This is a genomic window from Granulosicoccus sp. 3-233 (assembly GCF_052681095.1).
This window is the reverse complement of sequence record NZ_JBQYLE010000002.1, coordinates 210484-228926: the sequence shown is the minus strand read 5'-3', so window position 1 is coordinate 228926 and position 18443 is coordinate 210484. Positions and strand designations below refer to the sequence as shown.

18 protein-coding genes and 1 tRNA gene are annotated in these 18443 nt (G+C 56.7%); all 19 read right to left on the bottom strand.

Translation table 11 applies throughout. From position 1 onward, the window contains the following. Positions 1–77: 77 nt before the first annotated feature. Entirely contained in the window at positions 78–1514 is a 1437-nt protein-coding gene (nuoN, locus tag ACUNV4_RS06020) for an NADH-quinone oxidoreductase subunit NuoN (RefSeq protein ID WP_430877600.1), read from the bottom strand. A gap of 7 nt (positions 1515–1521) precedes the next feature. Further along, on the bottom strand, positions 1522–3018 hold the full coding sequence (locus ACUNV4_RS06015; RefSeq protein ID WP_430877599.1) for an NADH-quinone oxidoreductase subunit M: 1497 nt from the start codon (positions 3016–3018) through the stop codon (positions 1522–1524). A 27-nt stretch (positions 3019–3045) separates the two neighbouring features. Further along, complete coding sequence (gene nuoL / locus ACUNV4_RS06010) at positions 3046–4998, bottom strand: NADH-quinone oxidoreductase subunit L (RefSeq protein ID WP_430877598.1); 1953 nt, start codon at positions 4996–4998, stop codon at positions 3046–3048. Between the two features lie 5 nt (positions 4999–5003). Then, a complete protein-coding gene (nuoK, locus tag ACUNV4_RS06005) occupies positions 5004–5309 on the bottom strand; it encodes an NADH-quinone oxidoreductase subunit NuoK (RefSeq protein WP_430877597.1) in 306 nt (101 codons plus the stop codon). 16 nt (positions 5310–5325) lie between these two features. After that, positions 5326–5937: an NADH-quinone oxidoreductase subunit J gene (locus ACUNV4_RS06000; protein ID WP_430877596.1), complete on the bottom strand. Its 612-nt coding sequence runs from the start codon at positions 5935–5937 to the stop codon at positions 5326–5328. A gap of 73 nt (positions 5938–6010) precedes the next feature. Beyond that, complete coding sequence (gene nuoI / locus ACUNV4_RS05995; protein ID WP_430877595.1) at positions 6011–6502, bottom strand: NADH-quinone oxidoreductase subunit NuoI; 492 nt, start codon at positions 6500–6502, stop codon at positions 6011–6013. A gap of 15 nt (positions 6503–6517) precedes the next feature. Next, positions 6518–7534 carry an NADH-quinone oxidoreductase subunit NuoH gene (gene nuoH, locus ACUNV4_RS05990; RefSeq protein WP_430877594.1) on the bottom strand — a complete coding sequence of 339 codons (1017 nt, stop codon included), beginning with the start codon at positions 7532–7534 and terminating at the stop codon, positions 6518–6520. Continuing rightward, complete coding sequence (gene nuoG, locus ACUNV4_RS05985) at positions 7534–9885, bottom strand: NADH-quinone oxidoreductase subunit NuoG (protein WP_430877593.1); 2352 nt, start codon at positions 9883–9885, stop codon at positions 7534–7536. Before nuoG ends, nuoH begins: the two co-directional genes overlap by 1 nt. Positions 9886–9932: 47 nt before the next feature. After that, positions 9933–11222: an NADH-quinone oxidoreductase subunit NuoF gene (gene nuoF / locus ACUNV4_RS05980; RefSeq protein ID WP_430878291.1), complete on the bottom strand. Its 1290-nt coding sequence runs from the start codon at positions 11220–11222 to the stop codon at positions 9933–9935. A gap of 69 nt (positions 11223–11291) precedes the next feature. Then, positions 11292–11813 (bottom strand): NADH-quinone oxidoreductase subunit NuoE family protein, encoded by a 522-nt coding sequence (locus ACUNV4_RS05975; RefSeq protein ID WP_430877592.1) that lies wholly within the window; start codon positions 11811–11813, stop codon positions 11292–11294. Between the two features lie 21 nt (positions 11814–11834). Then, on the bottom strand, positions 11835–13088 hold the full coding sequence (locus tag ACUNV4_RS05970) for an NADH-quinone oxidoreductase subunit D (protein WP_430877591.1): 1254 nt from the start codon (positions 13086–13088) through the stop codon (positions 11835–11837). After that, positions 13081–13800 (bottom strand): NADH-quinone oxidoreductase subunit C, encoded by a 720-nt coding sequence (locus ACUNV4_RS05965; protein ID WP_430877590.1) that lies wholly within the window; start codon positions 13798–13800, stop codon positions 13081–13083. Before ACUNV4_RS05965 ends, ACUNV4_RS05970 begins: the two co-directional genes overlap by 8 nt. Positions 13801–13805: 5 nt before the next feature. Continuing rightward, positions 13806–14282: a NuoB/complex I 20 kDa subunit family protein gene (locus ACUNV4_RS05960; RefSeq protein ID WP_430877589.1), complete on the bottom strand. Its 477-nt coding sequence runs from the start codon at positions 14280–14282 to the stop codon at positions 13806–13808. Positions 14283–14286: 4 nt separating this feature from the next. Then, positions 14287–14643, bottom strand: coding sequence for an NADH-quinone oxidoreductase subunit A (ndhC, locus tag ACUNV4_RS05955; RefSeq protein WP_430877588.1), 357 nt, complete (start codon positions 14641–14643; stop codon positions 14287–14289). A 204-nt stretch (positions 14644–14847) separates the two neighbouring features. Beyond that, positions 14848–14932: transfer RNA gene (locus tag ACUNV4_RS05950), tRNA-Leu, on the bottom strand. 63 nt (positions 14933–14995) lie between these two features. Continuing rightward, positions 14996–15415, bottom strand: a complete 420-nt coding sequence (secG, locus tag ACUNV4_RS05945; RefSeq protein WP_430877587.1) for a preprotein translocase subunit SecG — start codon at positions 15413–15415, stop codon at positions 14996–14998. 29 nt (positions 15416–15444) lie between these two features. Next, the gene (tpiA, locus tag ACUNV4_RS05940; RefSeq protein WP_430878290.1) at positions 15445–16218 is read right to left on the bottom strand and encodes a triose-phosphate isomerase; all 774 of its coding nucleotides are present in this window, start codon (positions 16216–16218) and stop codon (positions 15445–15447) included. Between the two features lie 57 nt (positions 16219–16275). Next, on the bottom strand, positions 16276–17613 hold the full coding sequence (gene glmM, locus ACUNV4_RS05935; protein ID WP_430877586.1) for a phosphoglucosamine mutase: 1338 nt from the start codon (positions 17611–17613) through the stop codon (positions 16276–16278). Between the two features lie 22 nt (positions 17614–17635). Further along, the gene (gene folP, locus ACUNV4_RS05930) at positions 17636–18412 is read right to left on the bottom strand and encodes a dihydropteroate synthase (protein WP_430877585.1); all 777 of its coding nucleotides are present in this window, start codon (positions 18410–18412) and stop codon (positions 17636–17638) included. Positions 18413–18443: the final 31 nt, after the last annotated feature.

The window sequence follows — 18443 nt, the reverse complement described above, 5'->3', positions numbered from 1 at the left end:
GCAATTATCCGATTGCCGCTCGACTATCCGAAGCGGCAATCGGGAGTCTGCTTACCGACCAGACAGCGTTGACCGTCTCAGCTGAATGCGGTGATGCACGCACTCATGATCAAGCCGGGAGCAAGCCCCAGCACCAGAACAGCGAGACCATTCACGGCCAGTCCGGCAGTGACATCGCCTGCCGGGCTCACTTGCAGCTCGTCCACCGGCTCATCGAAGAACATGATCTTGATGATACGCAAGTAGTAGAACGCACCAATGACCGACATGATGACGCCGAGAATTGCCAACCAGGTGAATCCGGCACTGACAGCTGACTCCAATACCGTCAGCTTGGCGTAGAAGCCTACTGCCGGTGGAACACCCGCCAGTGAAAACATCGCCAGCAACATCACGCTGGCCAGTAATGCATTACGCTTGCCCAGCCCTGCCAGATCGGTCAACTCCTCCACCTCGAACCCTTCACGCGAGACTGCCAGCAGAACACCGAAAGCCGCCAGCGTCGTGAACGCATAGCTGATGGCGTAGAACATCGAGGCACTGTAGCCAGCACTGGTTGCGGAGACCATGCCCATGAGCAGAAACCCTACATGTGAAATCGTGCTGTAGGCCAGCATGCGTTTGATGTTGGTTTGCGCAATCGCAATCAGATTGCCGACAACCATGGACAGGGCCGACATGATGGCCAGCATCTGTTGCCAGTCGGCATTGAGCGTTTCCAGCCCTTCCACCAGCAGACGAACCAGCATGGCAAATGCCGCAATCTTCGGAGCCGTGGAAATGAACATCGTGACCGACGTCGGGGCACCTTCGTAGACATCCGGAACCCACATGTGAAACGGGACAGCACCCAGCTTGAAAGCGATACCCACGATCAGGAATGTCAGTCCAAACCGCGCACCGATAGTCCGTTCGGCGCTCAGCACATCGGAGTTACCCGCCAGGATATCGGCAATGATGTTCAGGTTCAGCGACCCGGTAGCACCGTACACCATGGACATGCCATACAGCAGCATTCCCGACGCAAGCGCCCCCAGCACGAAATACTTCATGGCCGCTTCCGCCGCCCTGCCGTTATCCCTGTGCAATGCCACCATCGCGTATTGCGACAGTGCCAGCAGTTCCAGGCCCAGGTACACGGTCAGCATGTGCGTGGCCGACACCATGATCATCATGCCCGATACGGCAAACAGGCCGAGTACGAAATACTCGCTGCGAGCTATCTTGCGATTGCCCACGTAATCGCGAGAGTACAGAAAGATGCCGATGGCCAACGCCAGCACCCAGCTCTTGAGACTGGCACTGAGCGCATCCAGGGTATAGGCGCCACTGAGTCCGGTGATCGCCGCATCACCGATCTGCGTCAGCGACATGATCAGGGTGATGAGCAGCGATAGCTGAGAGAGCCAGTAGACGGTGTTCGATTTCGCCTGTGTAAACAGGCCGACGACCAACACCGCACAGGTGGCCGCCAGCAGAAAGATCTCGGGCGTCGCGATCTGCAGGTTGTCCATGAGGCGCTCAGTACTTGGAAGTTGAAATTTGATTCACGAGATTCTCCACCGAAGCGTGCATGACGCCACCGATGAGATTCGGCCAGACACCTATCAGCAATACCAGAATCGCCAATATCGCCAGCATCCAGAACTCGCGGGAATTGATGTCAGTCAGCGCTGCCACCTTGTCGTTGCCGATCGGTCCCATGATGACGCGCTTGACCATCCAGAGCGTATACGCCGCTCCGAGTATCAGTGTTGATGCCGCAAGGAAAGCGATCCAGAAATTGGTCTTGAAGCTGGCCAGAATCACCATGAATTCACCCACGAAACCGGATGTACCCGGCAAGCCGGCATTGGCCATGGCGAAGAACACCATGAAGGCTGCGAAGATCGGCATGGTATTGATGACCCCGCCATAATCGGCGATTTCGCGACTGTGTATACGGTCATACATGACACCCACGCACAGGAACATCGCGGCGGAAATGAATCCATGGGATACCATCTGCATGATGGCTCCCTCGATGCCCAGTGCCACGCCGCTCGCATCGTCTTTCGCAAGCAGGCGAAAGGCAATGAAAATGCCCAGCGTCACGAAGCCCATGTGCGAGATCGAGGAATAGGCAATCAGCTTCTTCATGTCACGCTGAGCCAATGCCACGAATCCGATGTACACGACAGCGACCAGGGAGATGGCGATCATGAAGGTATCCATCTGAGCACTGGCGTCTGGCGTGACCGGCAGGGAGAATCGCAGAAAACCGTACCCACCCATCTTCAACATGATGGCTGCCAGTACGGCAGAACCGGCGGTTGGTGCCTCGACGTGTGCATCAGGCAACCAGGTGTGTACCGGCCACATCGGGATCTTGACGGCAAACGCCGCCAGAAAGGCCAGGAAGATCCAGAACTGCTGATCCTTGCTCAGGGCAAGCGCGTGCAGATCGGCAATGGCGAACGAACCGCCCTGGTTGTACATGTAGATCAGAGCGATCAACATGAACACCGACCCCAGGAAGGTGTACAGGAAGAACTTCACCGTGGCGTAAACGCGTCGAGGCCCACCCCAGATACCAATGATCAGAAACATCGGTATCAGTGTCGCTTCGAAGAAGATGTAGAACAGAATGGCATCCATCGCCGAGAACACGCCGATCATCAGCCCCGTCATGATCGAAAAAGCGCCCAGATAAACAGAGGGCCGGTCCTTGATCACTTCCCAGGCAGAAATCACCACGATGACGTTGATGATCGTCGTCAGGATGATCAGCGGCATGGCGATGCCGTCAATCCCCAATGCATAGTTGATCCCGAAGCTCGGCAACCAGGCCAGAGACTCCTGAAACTGCATGGTGGCCGTACTCGAATCGAAACCGAAATACAACGGCAGGCTCACCAGGAAGGTCAGGATGGAGGCAATGCCGGCCACTTTGCGCGCCGGTCTATCGCCCATGGCAATAATCAGAAAACCCGCCAGTATGGGCAACCAGATCGTCAGACTCAGGATAGGAAAGCTCAATGTATCGATCTCAATCGGGCGTGATAATCAGACGAAAAGAAACCAGGTCAGCATGGCCAGCAATCCGAGGATCATGGCAAATGCATAGTGGAACAGCATGCCGCTTTGCACATGACGCGCAATCCCGGCAAGTAATCCGACACTGTTGGCAGTCCCGTTGACCACCGCTCCATCAATGACCTTGATGTCTCCCTTTTCCCACAACTGGCGTCCGAGGTTGACACTGCCACGCGCAAACACCGCTTGGTTGAAGTCGTCAAATCCGTACTTGTTTTCGAGAATGCGACGAAGGAAACCCAGCTTCGAATCCAGAAATGCCGGAATGGATGGCGCCACTATGTAGAACAGGAACGCCGTGGCTACCCCGATCGCCGCGATATAGACAGCAGGAGCATGGAAGGCGTGGCTGATGAACTGCATCGGGCCGTGATATTCCTCGGCCAATGCACCCAGTACATCATGCGCTTCCGTCACGAAGATCACGTCCTTGAAGTAGTCACCGTAGACCACCGCCGACACCGCCACGAACCCGATGATCACGGAAGGGATGGCCAGCAGTATCAGGGGCCAGGTGACTACCCCGGGGGACTCCGTGGCATGTTCTGCCGTGTGCTTGTCCATGCGCGTCTCGCCATGGAACACCAGGAAGAACAGTCTGAATGAGTAGAACGCAGTGACAAACACACCGCCCAGCACCGCCCAGTAGGCAATGCCGGCACCAGGGATGGATGAGGCGTGCACCGCTTCGATGATGATGTCCTTTGAGTAGAACCCGGCAAACCCGGGAAATCCGATCAGGGCAAGTGAACCGATCAGTGATGTCCAGTAGGTGATGGGCATGATCTTTCGCAAACCACCCATCTTCCGGATGTCCTGCTCATGATGCAGGGCGATGATGACCGAACCGGCCGCAAGGAACAGCAATGCCTTGAAGAACGCGTGAGTCATCAGGTGAAACATTGCTGCCGAATACGCTGACACACCCAGTGCCACCGTCATGTAGCCCAGCTGAGACAGCGTCGAGTAAGCCACTACCCGCTTGATGTCGTTCTGTACCATGCCGATCAGCCCCATGAAGAACGCGGTGAAGGCACCGATGATGAGGATGAAGCTCAGCGCAGTCTCGGACAGTTCGAACAGTGGTGACATGCGCGACACCATGAAGATGCCGGCCGTGACCATGGTCGCGGCATGGATCAGTGCCGAGATCGGGGTCGGACCTTCCATGGAATCCGGCAGCCAGACATGCAAGGGTGCCTGAGCCGATTTACCCATCGCGCCAATGAACAGCAGAATGCACAGGACAGTCAGGACATCCCATTCCGCACTGCCCACGATGTTGATGGTCTGCCCAACCAGTCCGGGTGCGGCAGCAAAGGCATCGGTATAGGCCAGGCTGTTGGTGTACATGACGATTCCGGCGATACCCAGTACGAATCCGAAGTCACCCACCCGGTTGACCAGAAACGCCTTCATGTTGGCGAAGATGGCGGTTTCCTTCTTGTAGTAGAAGCCGATCAGCAGGTAGGACACGGTGCCCACCGCTTCCCAGCCGAAGAACAGCTGCAGGAAGTTGTTGGACATGACCAGCATGAGCATCGAAAAGGTGAACAGCGAGATGTAGCAGAAGAACCGCTGGTAACCGTCATCATCGTGCATGTAGCCGATGGTGTAGATGTGCACCATCAGGGAAACGAAATTGACTACCAACAGCATCATCACCGTCAGGTTGTCGACCAGAAATCCGATTTCGAATCGGATATTGCCGCTGATCAGCCAGGTGTAGAGCGTTTCATTGAACGGCGCGGCATTACCGATGACCACATGAAAAAACGCAACGCAGGACAACAGCAGTGAGAACGCCACGCCGGCGATGGTCACACGATGGGCGTTGATGCGACCGATGCGCCGACCGAACAGGCCGGTGACGATAGCAGCGAGTAGCGGTGCCAGCGGAATGAGTGTGTAGAGTAGCTTCACGTTGGCTAGCCTTTGAGTGCGTCGAGATCGGCAACGTTGATGGTGGAGCGATTACGGAACAACACCACCAGGATGGCCAGCCCGATGGCTGCCTCTGCCGCTGCAACGGTCAGGATGAAGAAAACGAAAATCTGTCCGGCACCATCACCCAGAAAATGGGAAAAGGCCACGAAGTTCATGTTGACTGACAGCAGCATCAATTCGATGCACATCAGCAGGATGATCACGTTCTTGCGATTCAGGAAGATGCCAACCACGCTCAGGCAGAACAGCACGGCGCCGAGGGCCAGATAATGAGACAGGGAAATCATGATGTCTGTATGGCCCTCAGGATGAACGCTTTTCAGCCGGCATCTGAACCACGCGCAGACGATCCTGCTTGCGGACTTCCACCTGGCTGGACGGGGACTGATACTTGGTATTGGCTCGCCGACGCATGGTCAGCGCAATGGCCGCAACAATCGCCACCAACAGGATGATGGCGGCGATCTCGAACTGGAACAGGTACTCACTGTAGAGCAGTCGTCCCAACGACTCGGTATTGCTCAGTGCATCGGCACTGACGCGTTCCGGCACCGGAAACTGCTCGGCCTTGTAGTACTTCTGAGTAATCAGGAACACCATTTCCACGAGCATGATCACGCCCACCAGAATGCCGACAGGCAGATACTTCACGAATCCTTCCCGCAATGGCTCGACGTTCACATCCAGCATCATGACCACGAACAGGAATAGCACCATGACCGCTCCAACGTAGACCAGCACCAGAGTGATGGCGAGGAATTCAGCCTCCAGCAACAACCAGATGGCAGAACAGGTAAAGAAGGTCAGCACCAGAAACATGGCGGCATGTACCGGATTGCGCGCGGTGATGACACGCGCCGCCGCGAACACCATGATGGCCGCAAACAGATAGAAAATGAACAGTTCAAATGTCACTGGATTGATCCTTCCTGTCGGTTTGCGCAAACCGGTGTTGCGCAGGCACTGTTGAGGCTTGGGTGACGGCGCATCAGCGGAAAGCAGCGTCTGCAGCCCGATCAGCGGCAATCTGTTCTTCGTATTTGTCACCGATGGCCAGGAGCTTGTCCTTGGTCATGATCTGCTCGCCACGATTTTCGAAATGGTATTCGAATATGCGCGTTTCGACGATGGAGTCCACGGGGCAGGCTTCTTCGCAGAAACCGCAGAAGATGCACTTGAACAGATCGATATCGTAACGCGATGTTCGGCGAGTGCCATCTTCGCGCTGTTCCGAGTCTATGGTAATGGCCAGAGCCGGGCACACCGCCTCACACAGTTTGCAGGCAATGCAGCGCTCCTCGCCGTTCGGGTAACGACGCAACGCGTGCAGACCACGGAAACGATGCGACTGAGGTGTCTTCTCTTCCGGGTACTGGATCGTGATATTGCCCGAAACGAAGTACCTGCCGGTCAGGCTCAGGCCCTTGAGAAGCTCCCACAGTGTGAAGCTCTTGATGTATTTGCTGATTTGTCCTGTCATGTCTGCTGCTCGCCTCTAAAGACCGCCGGAACGCACAGTGCTGAACCACGGGCCCACTTCGAAGTAGATGGCAAAGCCGATCACGGCAATCCACACGATGGTCACGGGAATGAATACCTTCCAGCCGAGTCGCATGATCTGGTCATAGCGATAGCGTGGGAAGGTGGCACGCAGCCACAGGAAAACGAACAGCAGGGCTGCCGTCTTGATCAGAAACCAGTGAATACCGTCACCCCAGCCATCAATGGGTGACATCCAACCGCCCAGAAAGAGGATGGCAGTCAGGGCGGCAATCATGATCATGTTCGCGTATTCGGCCAGAAAGAACAGCGCAAAGCCGAAACCTGAATAATCGACGTGAAAGCCTGCAACGATCTCGGATTCGCCTTCTGCCACATCAAACGGTGCCCGGTTGGTCTCGGCCACACCGGAGATGAAGTACACGATCGCCAGAGGAAACAGCGGAAACAGGTACCAGTTGAAGAACCCGCCGGTTTGCGCTCGCACGATGTCACCCAGGTTCAGGCTGCCGGACATCATCAGCACACCCACGAGGGCAAATCCCATGGCGATTTCGTAGGCCACTATCTGGGCTGCCGAACGCATCGCCCCCAGAAACGCGTATTTCGAATTCGACGCCCAGCCGGCCAGGATGACGCCGTATACGCCCAGCGAGGTCATCGCCAGTACATAGATCAGTCCCGCGTTGATATCGGCAATCTGCCAGCCATCGGCGAACGGAATGACCGCCCAGGCGGCCAATGCCGGGGCAAGCGACAGAATGGGTGCCGTCAGAAACAGAAAGCGCGAAGCATTGGTCGGAATGATGACTTCCTTGCAAAGCAGCTTGAATACATCGGCAAACGGTTGACCCAGCCCCTTGAAGCCGACCCGGTTGGGACCGACACGAACCTGCATGGAGCCGATGACCTTGCGTTCGGCCAGTGTCAGATAGGCAACACACAGAATCAGTGGTACCAGTACCGCGACGATCTTGACCAGCGACCATACCGTGAGTATCAGTGCATCCATCAGGCTTTACTCACCTCGATAGCGCCGAAGAGCTCGCCCAGGGCGGCGGTCTCGGGCAGTCCGGTTGGCACCCAGACGCAACCGTCAGGCACATTGTTGTCGAGCTTGACCGGCAGCGTCACCGCCGAGCCATTCTGTCGGACGCTGACGGGATCACCATCAGCAAGTGACAGTTTCCGTGCCACGGAATCTGCCATGCTGGCAAATGCCTGCTTGCCGTCCAGTGACTTCTGCAGTGGTTGTGAACGACGCACCACGGGGTCGGTCGCATAGATCGGCGTCTCCCCTGCCCGCAGCAACTCGGCATCACGCATTGTCGCAAAGGCTGGTGCTGTCGCAAATTCGGTCAGATTGCCCAACTGGATTCCGCCGCAACGGGATTGCAGTTCTCGTGTGATGTCTTCGGGACTGTCGTACTCGAAACCATCGATCTCCAGTTCGGAGGCGAGCACACGAAAGATCTTCCAGGCAGGACGCGCATCACCTGGCGGATTGGTCACACCACGTGCACTCTGCCAGTTGCCGGTGGCATTGACGTAGGTACCGAAAGTCTCGGTGAAGGTAGCTGCCGGTAAAACCACATCAGCGACCTGACTCAAACCCTCGGACAGGTAGGCTGAAATGGCGACGACACCATTGCAGGCTTGCAGTGTCTTGAGGGCCCGGGCAGGGTTGGCGGCATCCAGCTCGGGCTCGACGCCAACCAGCAGATAGGATTGCAAAGGCTCATCAAGCATCTGCGATGCGTTCATGCCGGTATTGCCATCCTGCACGACACGGCCGCCGGCCTCCCGGTGCGGAACCGCGCCAGCCAGCCAGGCACCTGCCGTATTTGCGCGCTCCGGAAGCATGGACAGTGTCGCGCCAGTGGCTTTCGACAGCGCATTGGCCAGATACTGCAACTGCGCGTAGTCAGGGTGCTGCACCGCCATGTTGCCCAGAAAAACGGCGGCGCGCTCACCACTCTTCAGGCTCTCCGCGATGCGTTGATGACGCTCATCCGTTTGCACTTCGGGAACGTCCTGCATGGCCGAGATGTCGGCACCGGCAGCTCTTGCCACCGCATACAGCTCGGTGACCATGCGATCGAACCGCGTGGCGATATTCTCGGCTGCCTCGAAATGCAGCGGGAAGTTACGCGGATTGATGAAACTGATGGCAGCACCCTTGAGAGCCGACTTGCGCAACCGCAACGCCGCAATGGGCTGATCCTTGCGAATGTTGGACCCGACCAACAGGGCGGCATCAAGGGTTTCCAGATCGTTGAGCCCCATGCCCAGCCAGGGCATGACCGGTGCGGCATCCTGTGCACTGAAGTCCGATTGCCCCAGTCGATGATCGATATTCCTGCTGCCCAGCGCCCGACCGAGCTTCTGCGACAGGTAGAGCTCTTCGAGCGTGTTGTTCGCAGAAGCCAGCACACCCAGAGAGTCGCACTTGAGCCTTGCTGCGGCAGCGGCCAGCGCTGTTGTCCAGTCCGTGGGCTGCAGTTGGCCGTCAACACGAACCAGCGGGGTGCTCAGTCGCTCTGCACTGTTCAGTCCCTGGTAGCTGAAACGGTCACGATCGGCGATCCAGACCTCATTGATGGATTCGTTGTCTCGCGGCACGACGCGGTTGACCGTGGTTCCATCCATGTGAATGAAGATATTGGAGCCCACCGAATCGTGCGGTGATACGCCGGATTGCTGAGACAGTTCCCAGGCGCGTGCCGTGAAGCGCGACGGTCGAGCGGTCAATGCGCCAACGGGACAGATGTCGATGACATTGCCGGATACTTCCGAGACCACCGATTTCTCGATATACGTGCCGATTCGAACATTCTCGCCGCGTCCCGTGGCACCCAGTTCACGAATACCGGCAATCTCTTCGCCGAATCTCACGCAACGGGTACAGTGAATGCAGCGGGTCATTTCGGTGGCAATCAGCGGACCAATGTACTTGTCGAACACCACGCGCTTGCCTTCGGTGTACTGCGAGGCGCCACTGCCATAACCCATGGCAACGTCCTGCAACTCACACTCTCCTCCCTGGTCGCAGATCGGGCAATCCAGCGGATGATTGATGAGCAGGAACTCCATGGTGCCTTTCTGGGCGTCACGGGCGAGCTTTGAATCGGTATGCACGACCATATCGGGCATGCAGGGAGTGGCACAGGCCGGTAACGGCTTGGGGGCTTTCTCCACTTCAACCAGGCACATGCGGCAGTTGGCCGCGACCGATAGCTTCTTGTGATAACAGAAACGTGGAACATCGATACCTGCGGCATCGGTGACCTCGATCAGCATCTGCCCGCGCTTCGCCGTCAGCGGTGTTCCGTCAACGGTTATCTGGATTGTGTCGTCACTCATTTACGCTGTTTCGTCGGGATAACACGAGGGGCCTGAAGACAATCAGATCAGGCAACTGCGCCCAGTTTCTCGGACACGATGCTGCGCCCGTTCTGGATGTAATATTCGAACTCGTGACGATAGTGCTTCACGAAGCTCTGCACGGGCATGGCGGCCGCATCGCCCAACGCACAGATGGTGCGTCCTGCAATCTTGCCAGCCACGTCTTCAAGTTTTTCGATATCTTCCGGCATGCCCTTGCCTTCCACGATGCGAGTCAGCATGCGGTATAACCAACCGGTTCCTTCGCGACACGGTGTACACTGCCCGCAACTCTCCGAATAATAGAATCGCGAGATCCTGCGCAGCGCCTGCACCATATCGGTGGTTTCATTCATGACGATGACAGCCCCGGAGCCCAGCATGGAACCACCAACCTTGGAAATGGAGTCGTAGTCCATATCGGTCTTCATCATGATGTCACCGGGCACTACCGGTACCGATGAGCCTCCCGGGATGACCGCCTTCAAGGGTATGCCGTCTTTCATGCCACCACACAGCTCCAGCAGCGTGGCGAATGGCGTACCGAGATTGATCTCGAAATTGCCGGGCTGGGCCACATGACCGGAAACGGAGAAGCATTTCTGCCCGCCTGCAGTCTCGATACCCATGTTCTTGAACCATTCCGCACCATTGCGGATGATTGCCGGAACGCTGGCTACCGATTCTGTATTGTTGATGGTTGTTGGACGACCATACAGACCGAAGCCTGCCGGGAAAGGCGGCTTGAAACGCGGTTGTCCCTTCTTGCCTTCCAGCGATTCGAGCAGAGCCGTTTCTTCGCCGCAGATGTAGGCCCCTGCGCCCAGTGTACCGATGACCTCGATATCGATACCCGAGCCCTTGATGTCCTTGCCGGCCCAGCCATTGGCATAGGCATCCTTGATGGCTTGCATGAAATTCCTGTACACCTCGTCCATGAACTCGCCACGCATGTAGTTGTAGCTGACAGAGGCACGAATGGCATAGCTGCCAATCAACATGCCTTCCACCAGCGCATGCGGATTGAAACGGATGAGGTCACGATCCTTGCACGTGCCCGGCTCCGATTCATCGGAATTGATGACGAAATAGCTCTGCCCGCCGTTCTTCGGCATGAAGCTCCACTTGAGACCGGTGGGAAATCCCGCACCACCGCGTCCGCGCAGGCCAGAGTCCTTGACGATCTGCACGACATCATCGGGCGAGAGTTTCTCGTCGAGAATCTTCTGCCATGCCTGATAGCCACCGATCTTCAGGTAATTTTCATACGTCCAGGGCTCATCGAACTGCAAGGTCGTGTAGCAAACCTGGTTCATCGGCGCCAGGGACGCAGGTATCTGTCGGTCGCTCATCGAGTTTTCCCGTTCTCCCGTTCGTCGAAGTTATCAGTCAAGCCCATCCAGAATCTCATCCACTTTCTGTGGCGTGAGCTGGGTGTGGTAGACGTGGTCCACCTGCATCATCGGACCGCCGGCGCAGGCAGCCAGACACTCCTCTTCGACCTTGAGGTAGATCCGCCCGTCTTCTGTGGATTCACCCAATTTGATACCGTACTTCTCCTGCACGTGATTGACGATGGAGTCCGATCCCATCAGCATGCAACTGATGTTGGTGCAGATTGCCACGCAATGACGGCCCACCGGCTTCGTCTCGAACATGGAATAGAAACTGGCCACTTCGTACACTGCAATGGGTGGCATGTCGAGCTTGGCTGCCACAGCGTCCATCAGTTCGGTCGACAACCATCCCTGATTCTGATGCTGGGCAATGCTCAGCGCAGCCAGCACGGCGCTTTGCTTGCGATCTTCCGGGTAGCGCGTCAGCCATTCATCGATTTCATGAATCGAATGCTCGCTCAACACCTTCTCGGGGTCGGGCAGCTGGACGTCGGCAGGTACAGAACTCATGAATTTTCTCCGGCAATCACGCTAGCGGTCAATCTCACCGAAAACGATATCCTGGGTACCGATAAGGGCAACGACATCAGACAGCATATGTCCCCGGGCCATTTCGTCGAGTGAGGCGAGATGAGTGAACCCCGGTGCCCTGACTTTCAGACGATACGGCTTGTTGGCGCCATCGGAGACAAGAAAACAACCAAACTCACCTTTCGGGTGCTCCACGGCTGCATAGGCTTCGCCTTCGGGCAGACAGAACCCTTCGGTAAACAGCTTGAAGTGATGAATCAGGGATTCCATGTCACCCTTCATCTCGCCGCGGCGTGGCGGTGCAATCTTGTGATCCTCTGTCAGAACCGGACCTTGGTTGACTCGCAACCAATCCACGCACTGCTTGATGATGCGGTTGCTCTGGCGCATTTCTTCCACGCGTACCAGATATCGATCATAACTGTCCCCATTGGTACCCACAGGAATGTCGAAATCGAGCTGGTCATACACTTCATAAGGTTGCTTCTTGCGCAAATCCCATTCGATATTCGACCCGCGCAACATCGGACCGGTGAATCCCAATTGCAAGGCGCGCTCGGGAGTGACCACGCCGATGCCAACGGTACGCTGCTTCCAGATGCGGTTATCCGTCAGCAGGGTCTCGTATTCATCGACATACCCGGGAAATCGCTTCGTGAAGTCTTCAATGAAATCCAGCATGCTGCCCTGGCGAGTCTCATTGAGTTTGGCAGCGGCCGATTTACTGGTAAAGCGGGAAGCCTCGTATTGCGGCATGCGATCCGGCAAATCACGCGCGACGCCACCGGGGCGGTAGTAGGTAGCATGCATACGTGCACCGGAGACGGCTTCGTAGCAATCCATGAGATCTTCGCGTTCACGGAAGCAATACAGAAACACGGTCATGGCACCGATATCCAGCCCGTGGGCTCCCAACCACATCAGGTGATTCAGGATTCGGGTGATTTCGTCGAACATGACGCGGATGTACTGGGCACGCAATGGCACCTCGACACCCAGCAACTTCTCGATGGCCAGAACATAGCCATGCTCGTTGCACATCATGGAAACGTAGTCCAGACGATCCATGTAACCGATACTCTGATTGTACGGTTTGGACTCCGCCAGTTTTTCAGTACCGCGATGCAGCAATCCGATATGCGGATCGGCACGTTCCACCACCTCGCCGTCCATTTCCAGCACCAGTCGCAACACCCCGTGGGCTGCCGGGTGCTGAGGACCGAAGTTCAGCGTGTAATTGCGTATCTCAGGCATCGTCTTTCTTCGGGGTTTCACCAGCGACATAACGCGAATCCTCACGGATGACTCGCGGTACCAGCACTCGAGGTTCGATACTGACCGGTTCGTAGATCACGCGCTCCTTGACCGAGTCATAGCGCATTTCCACATTGCCGATCAACGGGAAATCCTTGCGGAACGGATGACCGATGAATCCGTAATCAGTCAGTATTCGACGCAGATCCGGATGCCCGTCGAACAGGATTCCGAACAGATCGAATGCTTCTCGCTCGTACCAGTTGGCGTTGTTCCAGATGGCAATGACCGACGGCACCACCGGCATGGCATCATCAGGAGCGGCACAACGCACACGCAGCCGCACGTTGTGATCCAGCGACAACAAGTGATACACCACGACAAATCGCGGCCGATCACTGGGCGGCAGTTCCAGACCTGTATTGAAGGTCAGACTGCCAGTTGAAGCCGCGTTCACTGCCCGACTGAAGCTGGCATTGTTTTCCGTATCGGTGGCCCATTCATCGTGACCGTAGGTCGCGTAATCCACACCGGCAAGATCGCTCAGTTGCCGAAAGGACAGCGTCTCGTTGTCGCGCAGCTCTGTCGCCACGGCAATCAGCTCCGACGGGGCGACATCCATGACAATCAGATCGAGGGAGTGCTGGATACTGGCGTTGTCGGGAAATACCGCCTGCAGAGCTTCCAGCATGTTCTGTTCACGATTTGCCATGGTGATCAGCGCGCAATGGTGTTGGTGGTGCGAATCTTGTTCTGCAGTTGCAGAATACCGTAGAGCAACGCCTCGGCTGTTGGTGGACAACCAGGCACATAGACGTCTACCGGTACGATGCGATCACAGCCACGGACCACTGCGTAGGAATAATGATAATAGCCACCCCCGTTGGCACAGCTCCCCATGGAGATGACCCATTTGGGATCTGGCATCTGGTCATAGACCTTGCGCAAGGCAGGAGCCATCTTGTTGACCAGGGTACCCGCCACGATCATGACATCCGACTGGCGTGGACTGGGTCTGAATATGATGCCGAATCGATCCAGATCATACCGGGCAGCTCCCGCATGCATCATCTCGACCGCGCAACAGGCAAGACCGAAAGACATCGGCCACATGGACCCGGTGCGCGCCCAGTTGATCAATTTGTCGGCTGAAGTGGTGACAAACCCTTCTTCAAGAACGCCTTCTATACCCATGATGCTATTCCCACTCGAGTGCGCCTTTCTTCCATTCGTAGATGAAACCGATCACCAGAATGAACAGAAAGATACCCATGGCGGCGAATGCCGTTCCTGAAATGGCATCCAGCGAGATGGCCCAGGGAATCAGGAAGGCGATTTCCAGATCGAAAATGATGAAGAGGATGGCAACCAGATAATAGCGAACGTCGAACTTCATCCGCGCATCCTCGAATGCCTCGAAGCCACATTCGTACGGGGAGTTCTTGTCCTTGCCCGGATTGGAGGGCCCGACCAGACGCCCGGCCGTGAGCAACAGAATGCCCAGTCCGAGACCTATCAGGATGAACAGCAAAACCGGGAAATAGTTGGCTAGCACTGTAGGCTCCGCACGCAACCACCCAAAGGCAGCTACCTGGCTGTTTGTGGCTTGAAACCGAATAATCGTGGACGTCGCGCCTGACAGAACTGACACAACGCGGAAGATTCAACACAACAATTATCGCAGATATCCAACCACTTTGGCTTCCAAACAGGATCGGATTTCTTTACCTGCCAGACCGAATGTGCCAAAGATCCCTTATGGTGCCGTCACCCGGACTCGAACCGGGACAGCTTGCGCCACTACCCCCTCAAGATAGCGTGTCTACCAATTCCACCATGACGGCATAAGGGAAAAAGGCCTGCAAGGCCAGCCGAAGATGATAACGCATATCTTCGGAAAAGTGGTATTACTCAGCAGCTTTTGGCAAATCGGATTCAGCACCGGTTGCCCCTGCCTCGTCGGCAGCCGCATCACCAGGGAGATCCGAGACCGGAGCTGGCACATCGTCCTGCACACCACCCGGCAGATCGGTCGAGACAGCAGGCGCCTCTTCCACAAGCCCGGGAACATCAGTCACTGACCGAACCGAACCATCACGATGCGCGGCAAGATAGAACAGAAAGATGCTGGTGGCAAAAAACAGCGAAACCAGGATGGTAGTGGCGCGTGTCAGAAAGGAAGCCGAGCCACGAGCGCCGAACACCGTGGCTGATGCGCCACTGCCAAACGCCGCACCGGCATCAGCACCCTTGCCATGCTGAATGAGGACAAGACCGATGACACCAACGGCCAGGATCACGTGAATTACTAACGCCAGGGATTGCATACTTGATCAGATATCTCTTGGATCCGCCTTCAGGAGGCAGTTTTTTCGACTGTAGAGGCAGCTGCCTCACAAATGGCCAGAAAGGACGTTGCATCCAGCGCAGCACCACCGACAAGACCACCGTCGATATCTGCCTGACCAAAAAGACTGGCCGCATTGTCGGCCTTGACACTTCCACCATACAGAATGCGCAGTGCGCTTGCGATATCGGCATTCTGCGACGATATCTTCTGGCGAATCATGGCATGTACGGCCTGCGCTTCTTCAGGCGAAGCCGTCTTGCCGGTACCGATGGCCCACACGGGCTCGTAGGCAACGACCATCTGTCGGAAGGCATCAACCCCACCCGCTTCGAGCATGGCGTCGAGCTGCGCAGCAATGACAGCCTCGACCTGCCCTGCTTCACGCTCCTCCAGGGTTTCACCCACACAAAGCACGGGGGTCATACCCGCCTGCTGCACCGACAGGCACTTCTGCGCAATCTGCTCACTGGTCTCGTGATAGAGCGCTCGGCGCTCGGAATGACCCAGGATCACGTATTCGCACCCGAACTCCTGCAGCATGTCGGCAGACACTTCACCGGTATACGCGCCCGTCCTGGCCTCCGAACAGTTCTGTGCTCCCAGATGAACCGGGGAGTTGCCGACGACAGCCAGCACATCGGCCAGATGCACGACAACCGGGCACACAAGCACCTCGACCGGAAGGCTTGCAGCTCCTGCGGAAATCTCGCTGGCCAGCTCGACAACGGAATTGCGTGTACCGTTGAGCTTCCAGTTTCCTGCTATGAGTGGCTGGCGAATGGCCAAGACAATCTACCCCCTTGAGTTAACCGCAGGATCATACCTTCTCGGCAGCCCTTAGTCCAGCGCATCGCCAACCACATTGGCGACGCGCTGACAGATTTCCTGCACGTCATTGGCCACCTTTCCCTCGACCATGACTCGAACCAGCGGCTCGGTACCCGATGGCCGGAGCAACACTCGCCCATTACCATCCAGATCCTGCTCCGCCTGCCGGACTGCAGCCTGAATCACTTCGTTGTCATCCAGATTCACTTTCTTCGCCACGGGCACGTTGAGCAACACCTGCGGGTACAGCTTCATGTCTGCACGCAGACCTTCGAGCGTCTCCCCTGTCGACCGCATGACGGCCAGTACCGCCAGAGCCGCCACGATGGCATCTCCCGTGGTAACCCGATCCAGACAGATGATGTGTCCGGAGTTCTCGCCACCCAGCTCCCAACCACGCTCACGCAGCAGCTCCATGACATAGCGATCTCCCACACCGGCCCTGGCAAACGGGATTCCCAGCGCATCAAACGCGTGCTCCAGCGCCAGATTGGTCATCAGCGTACCGACAACGCCGCCCTTGAGCGTACCTGCCTGGTGACGGGCCTTGGCCAGCACATACAGAATCTCGTCACCATCGACGATATCTCCACGATGATCCACCATGATGAGTCGGTCGCCATCACCATCCAGAGCGATACCGACATCCGCCCGCTCCAGCAGCACGTGAGCGCGCAGATTGTCAGGCGCAGTGGCGCCACACTCCTTGTTGATATTCATGCCATTGGGGTCAGCTCCTACCGCAATCACATCCGCACCAAGCTCATCGAAAACCTCACGCGCTATGTGATACGCCGCGCCATTGGCAGTATCGACCACGATTTTCATGCCGTCGAGACGCAACGAAGACGGGAAGGTGCTCTTGCAGAACTCGATATAGCGACCGGAGGCGTCCTCAACTCGTCGTGCACGCCCCAGATCCTTGGAGTCGACCGTGGTCATCTCTTCCTTCATCATTGCCTCGATCTCGAGCTCCAGCTCGTCCGGCAATTTCGTTCCTTCCGTGGAGAAGAACTTCAGACCATTGTCGTAGAACGGATTGTGCGAGGCACTGATCACGATACCGGCCGCGGCTCGGAATGTGCTGGTCAGATAGGCCACTGCCGGCGTTGGCATCGGACCAAGCATGCGACTGTTGATACCCGCCGATGCCAGGCCGGCTTCCAGCGCAGACTCGAAGAGATAGCCTGAAATTCGCGTGTCCTTGCCGATCAGAACCTCACGATTGCCTTTCGATGCCAGTACCTTGCCTGCTGCCCAGCCCAGCTTCATGACGGTCTGTGCTGTCATGGGGTATTGCCCGACACGGCCTCTAATGCCGTCGGTTCCAAAAAACTCTCTTGCCATTGTCATCAGTCCTGTAGTCCAGCTATCGGCACTCTTGCACCGCCTGTAGTACTGCCAGCGCCTGTACGGTTGGTGCAACATCATGCACGCGTACGATAGACGCACCGCGCTCCACACAAAGCAACGCCGCACTCACGGATGCCGCCACCCTGTCCGTGGAATCGTCACCCAGAATCTGGGCAAACATGCGCTTCCTTGACAGACCGACAAGCAATGGTGAATTGCCGCAAAACCCGGAAAGATGTTTGAGCAATTGCAGATTGTGAGCCAGCGTCTTGCCAAATCCGAAACCCGGATCCAGCAGAATCTGGGAAGCGTCCATACCGGCATCGATACAAACCTGTCGGCGTTGTATCAGAAATTCTCCGACTTCGGATACCACATCTTCATAAACCGGCTCGCGCTGCATGCTGCGAGGCTGTCCTTGCATATGCATCAGACATACCGGAAGCGCAGAATCCAATGCGACCTCCAGAGCACCTGGTTCACGCAGTGCCCTGACATCGTTGATCAAGCCCACACCGTGAGCCGCGCCTTCACGCATGACGGCTGCCTTGCTGGTGTCCAGCGAGATGATGGTGTCAAAGCGACTGTTGATACCTTCCACAACGGGAAGCACCCGGTCCATTTCTTCCTGTTCGGACACATCCTCGGCACCCGGACGAGTCGATTCTCCACCGATATCGATGATATCCGCACCGGCCGCCAGCATCGCTTCCACTTGTTCCAGCGCCTTGCCCAGTTCGTCGAAGCGCCCACCGTCGGAAAAGGAATCGGGCGTGACATTGAGAATGCCCATGACTCGTGGCCTGTCCAGACTCAGCAAATGT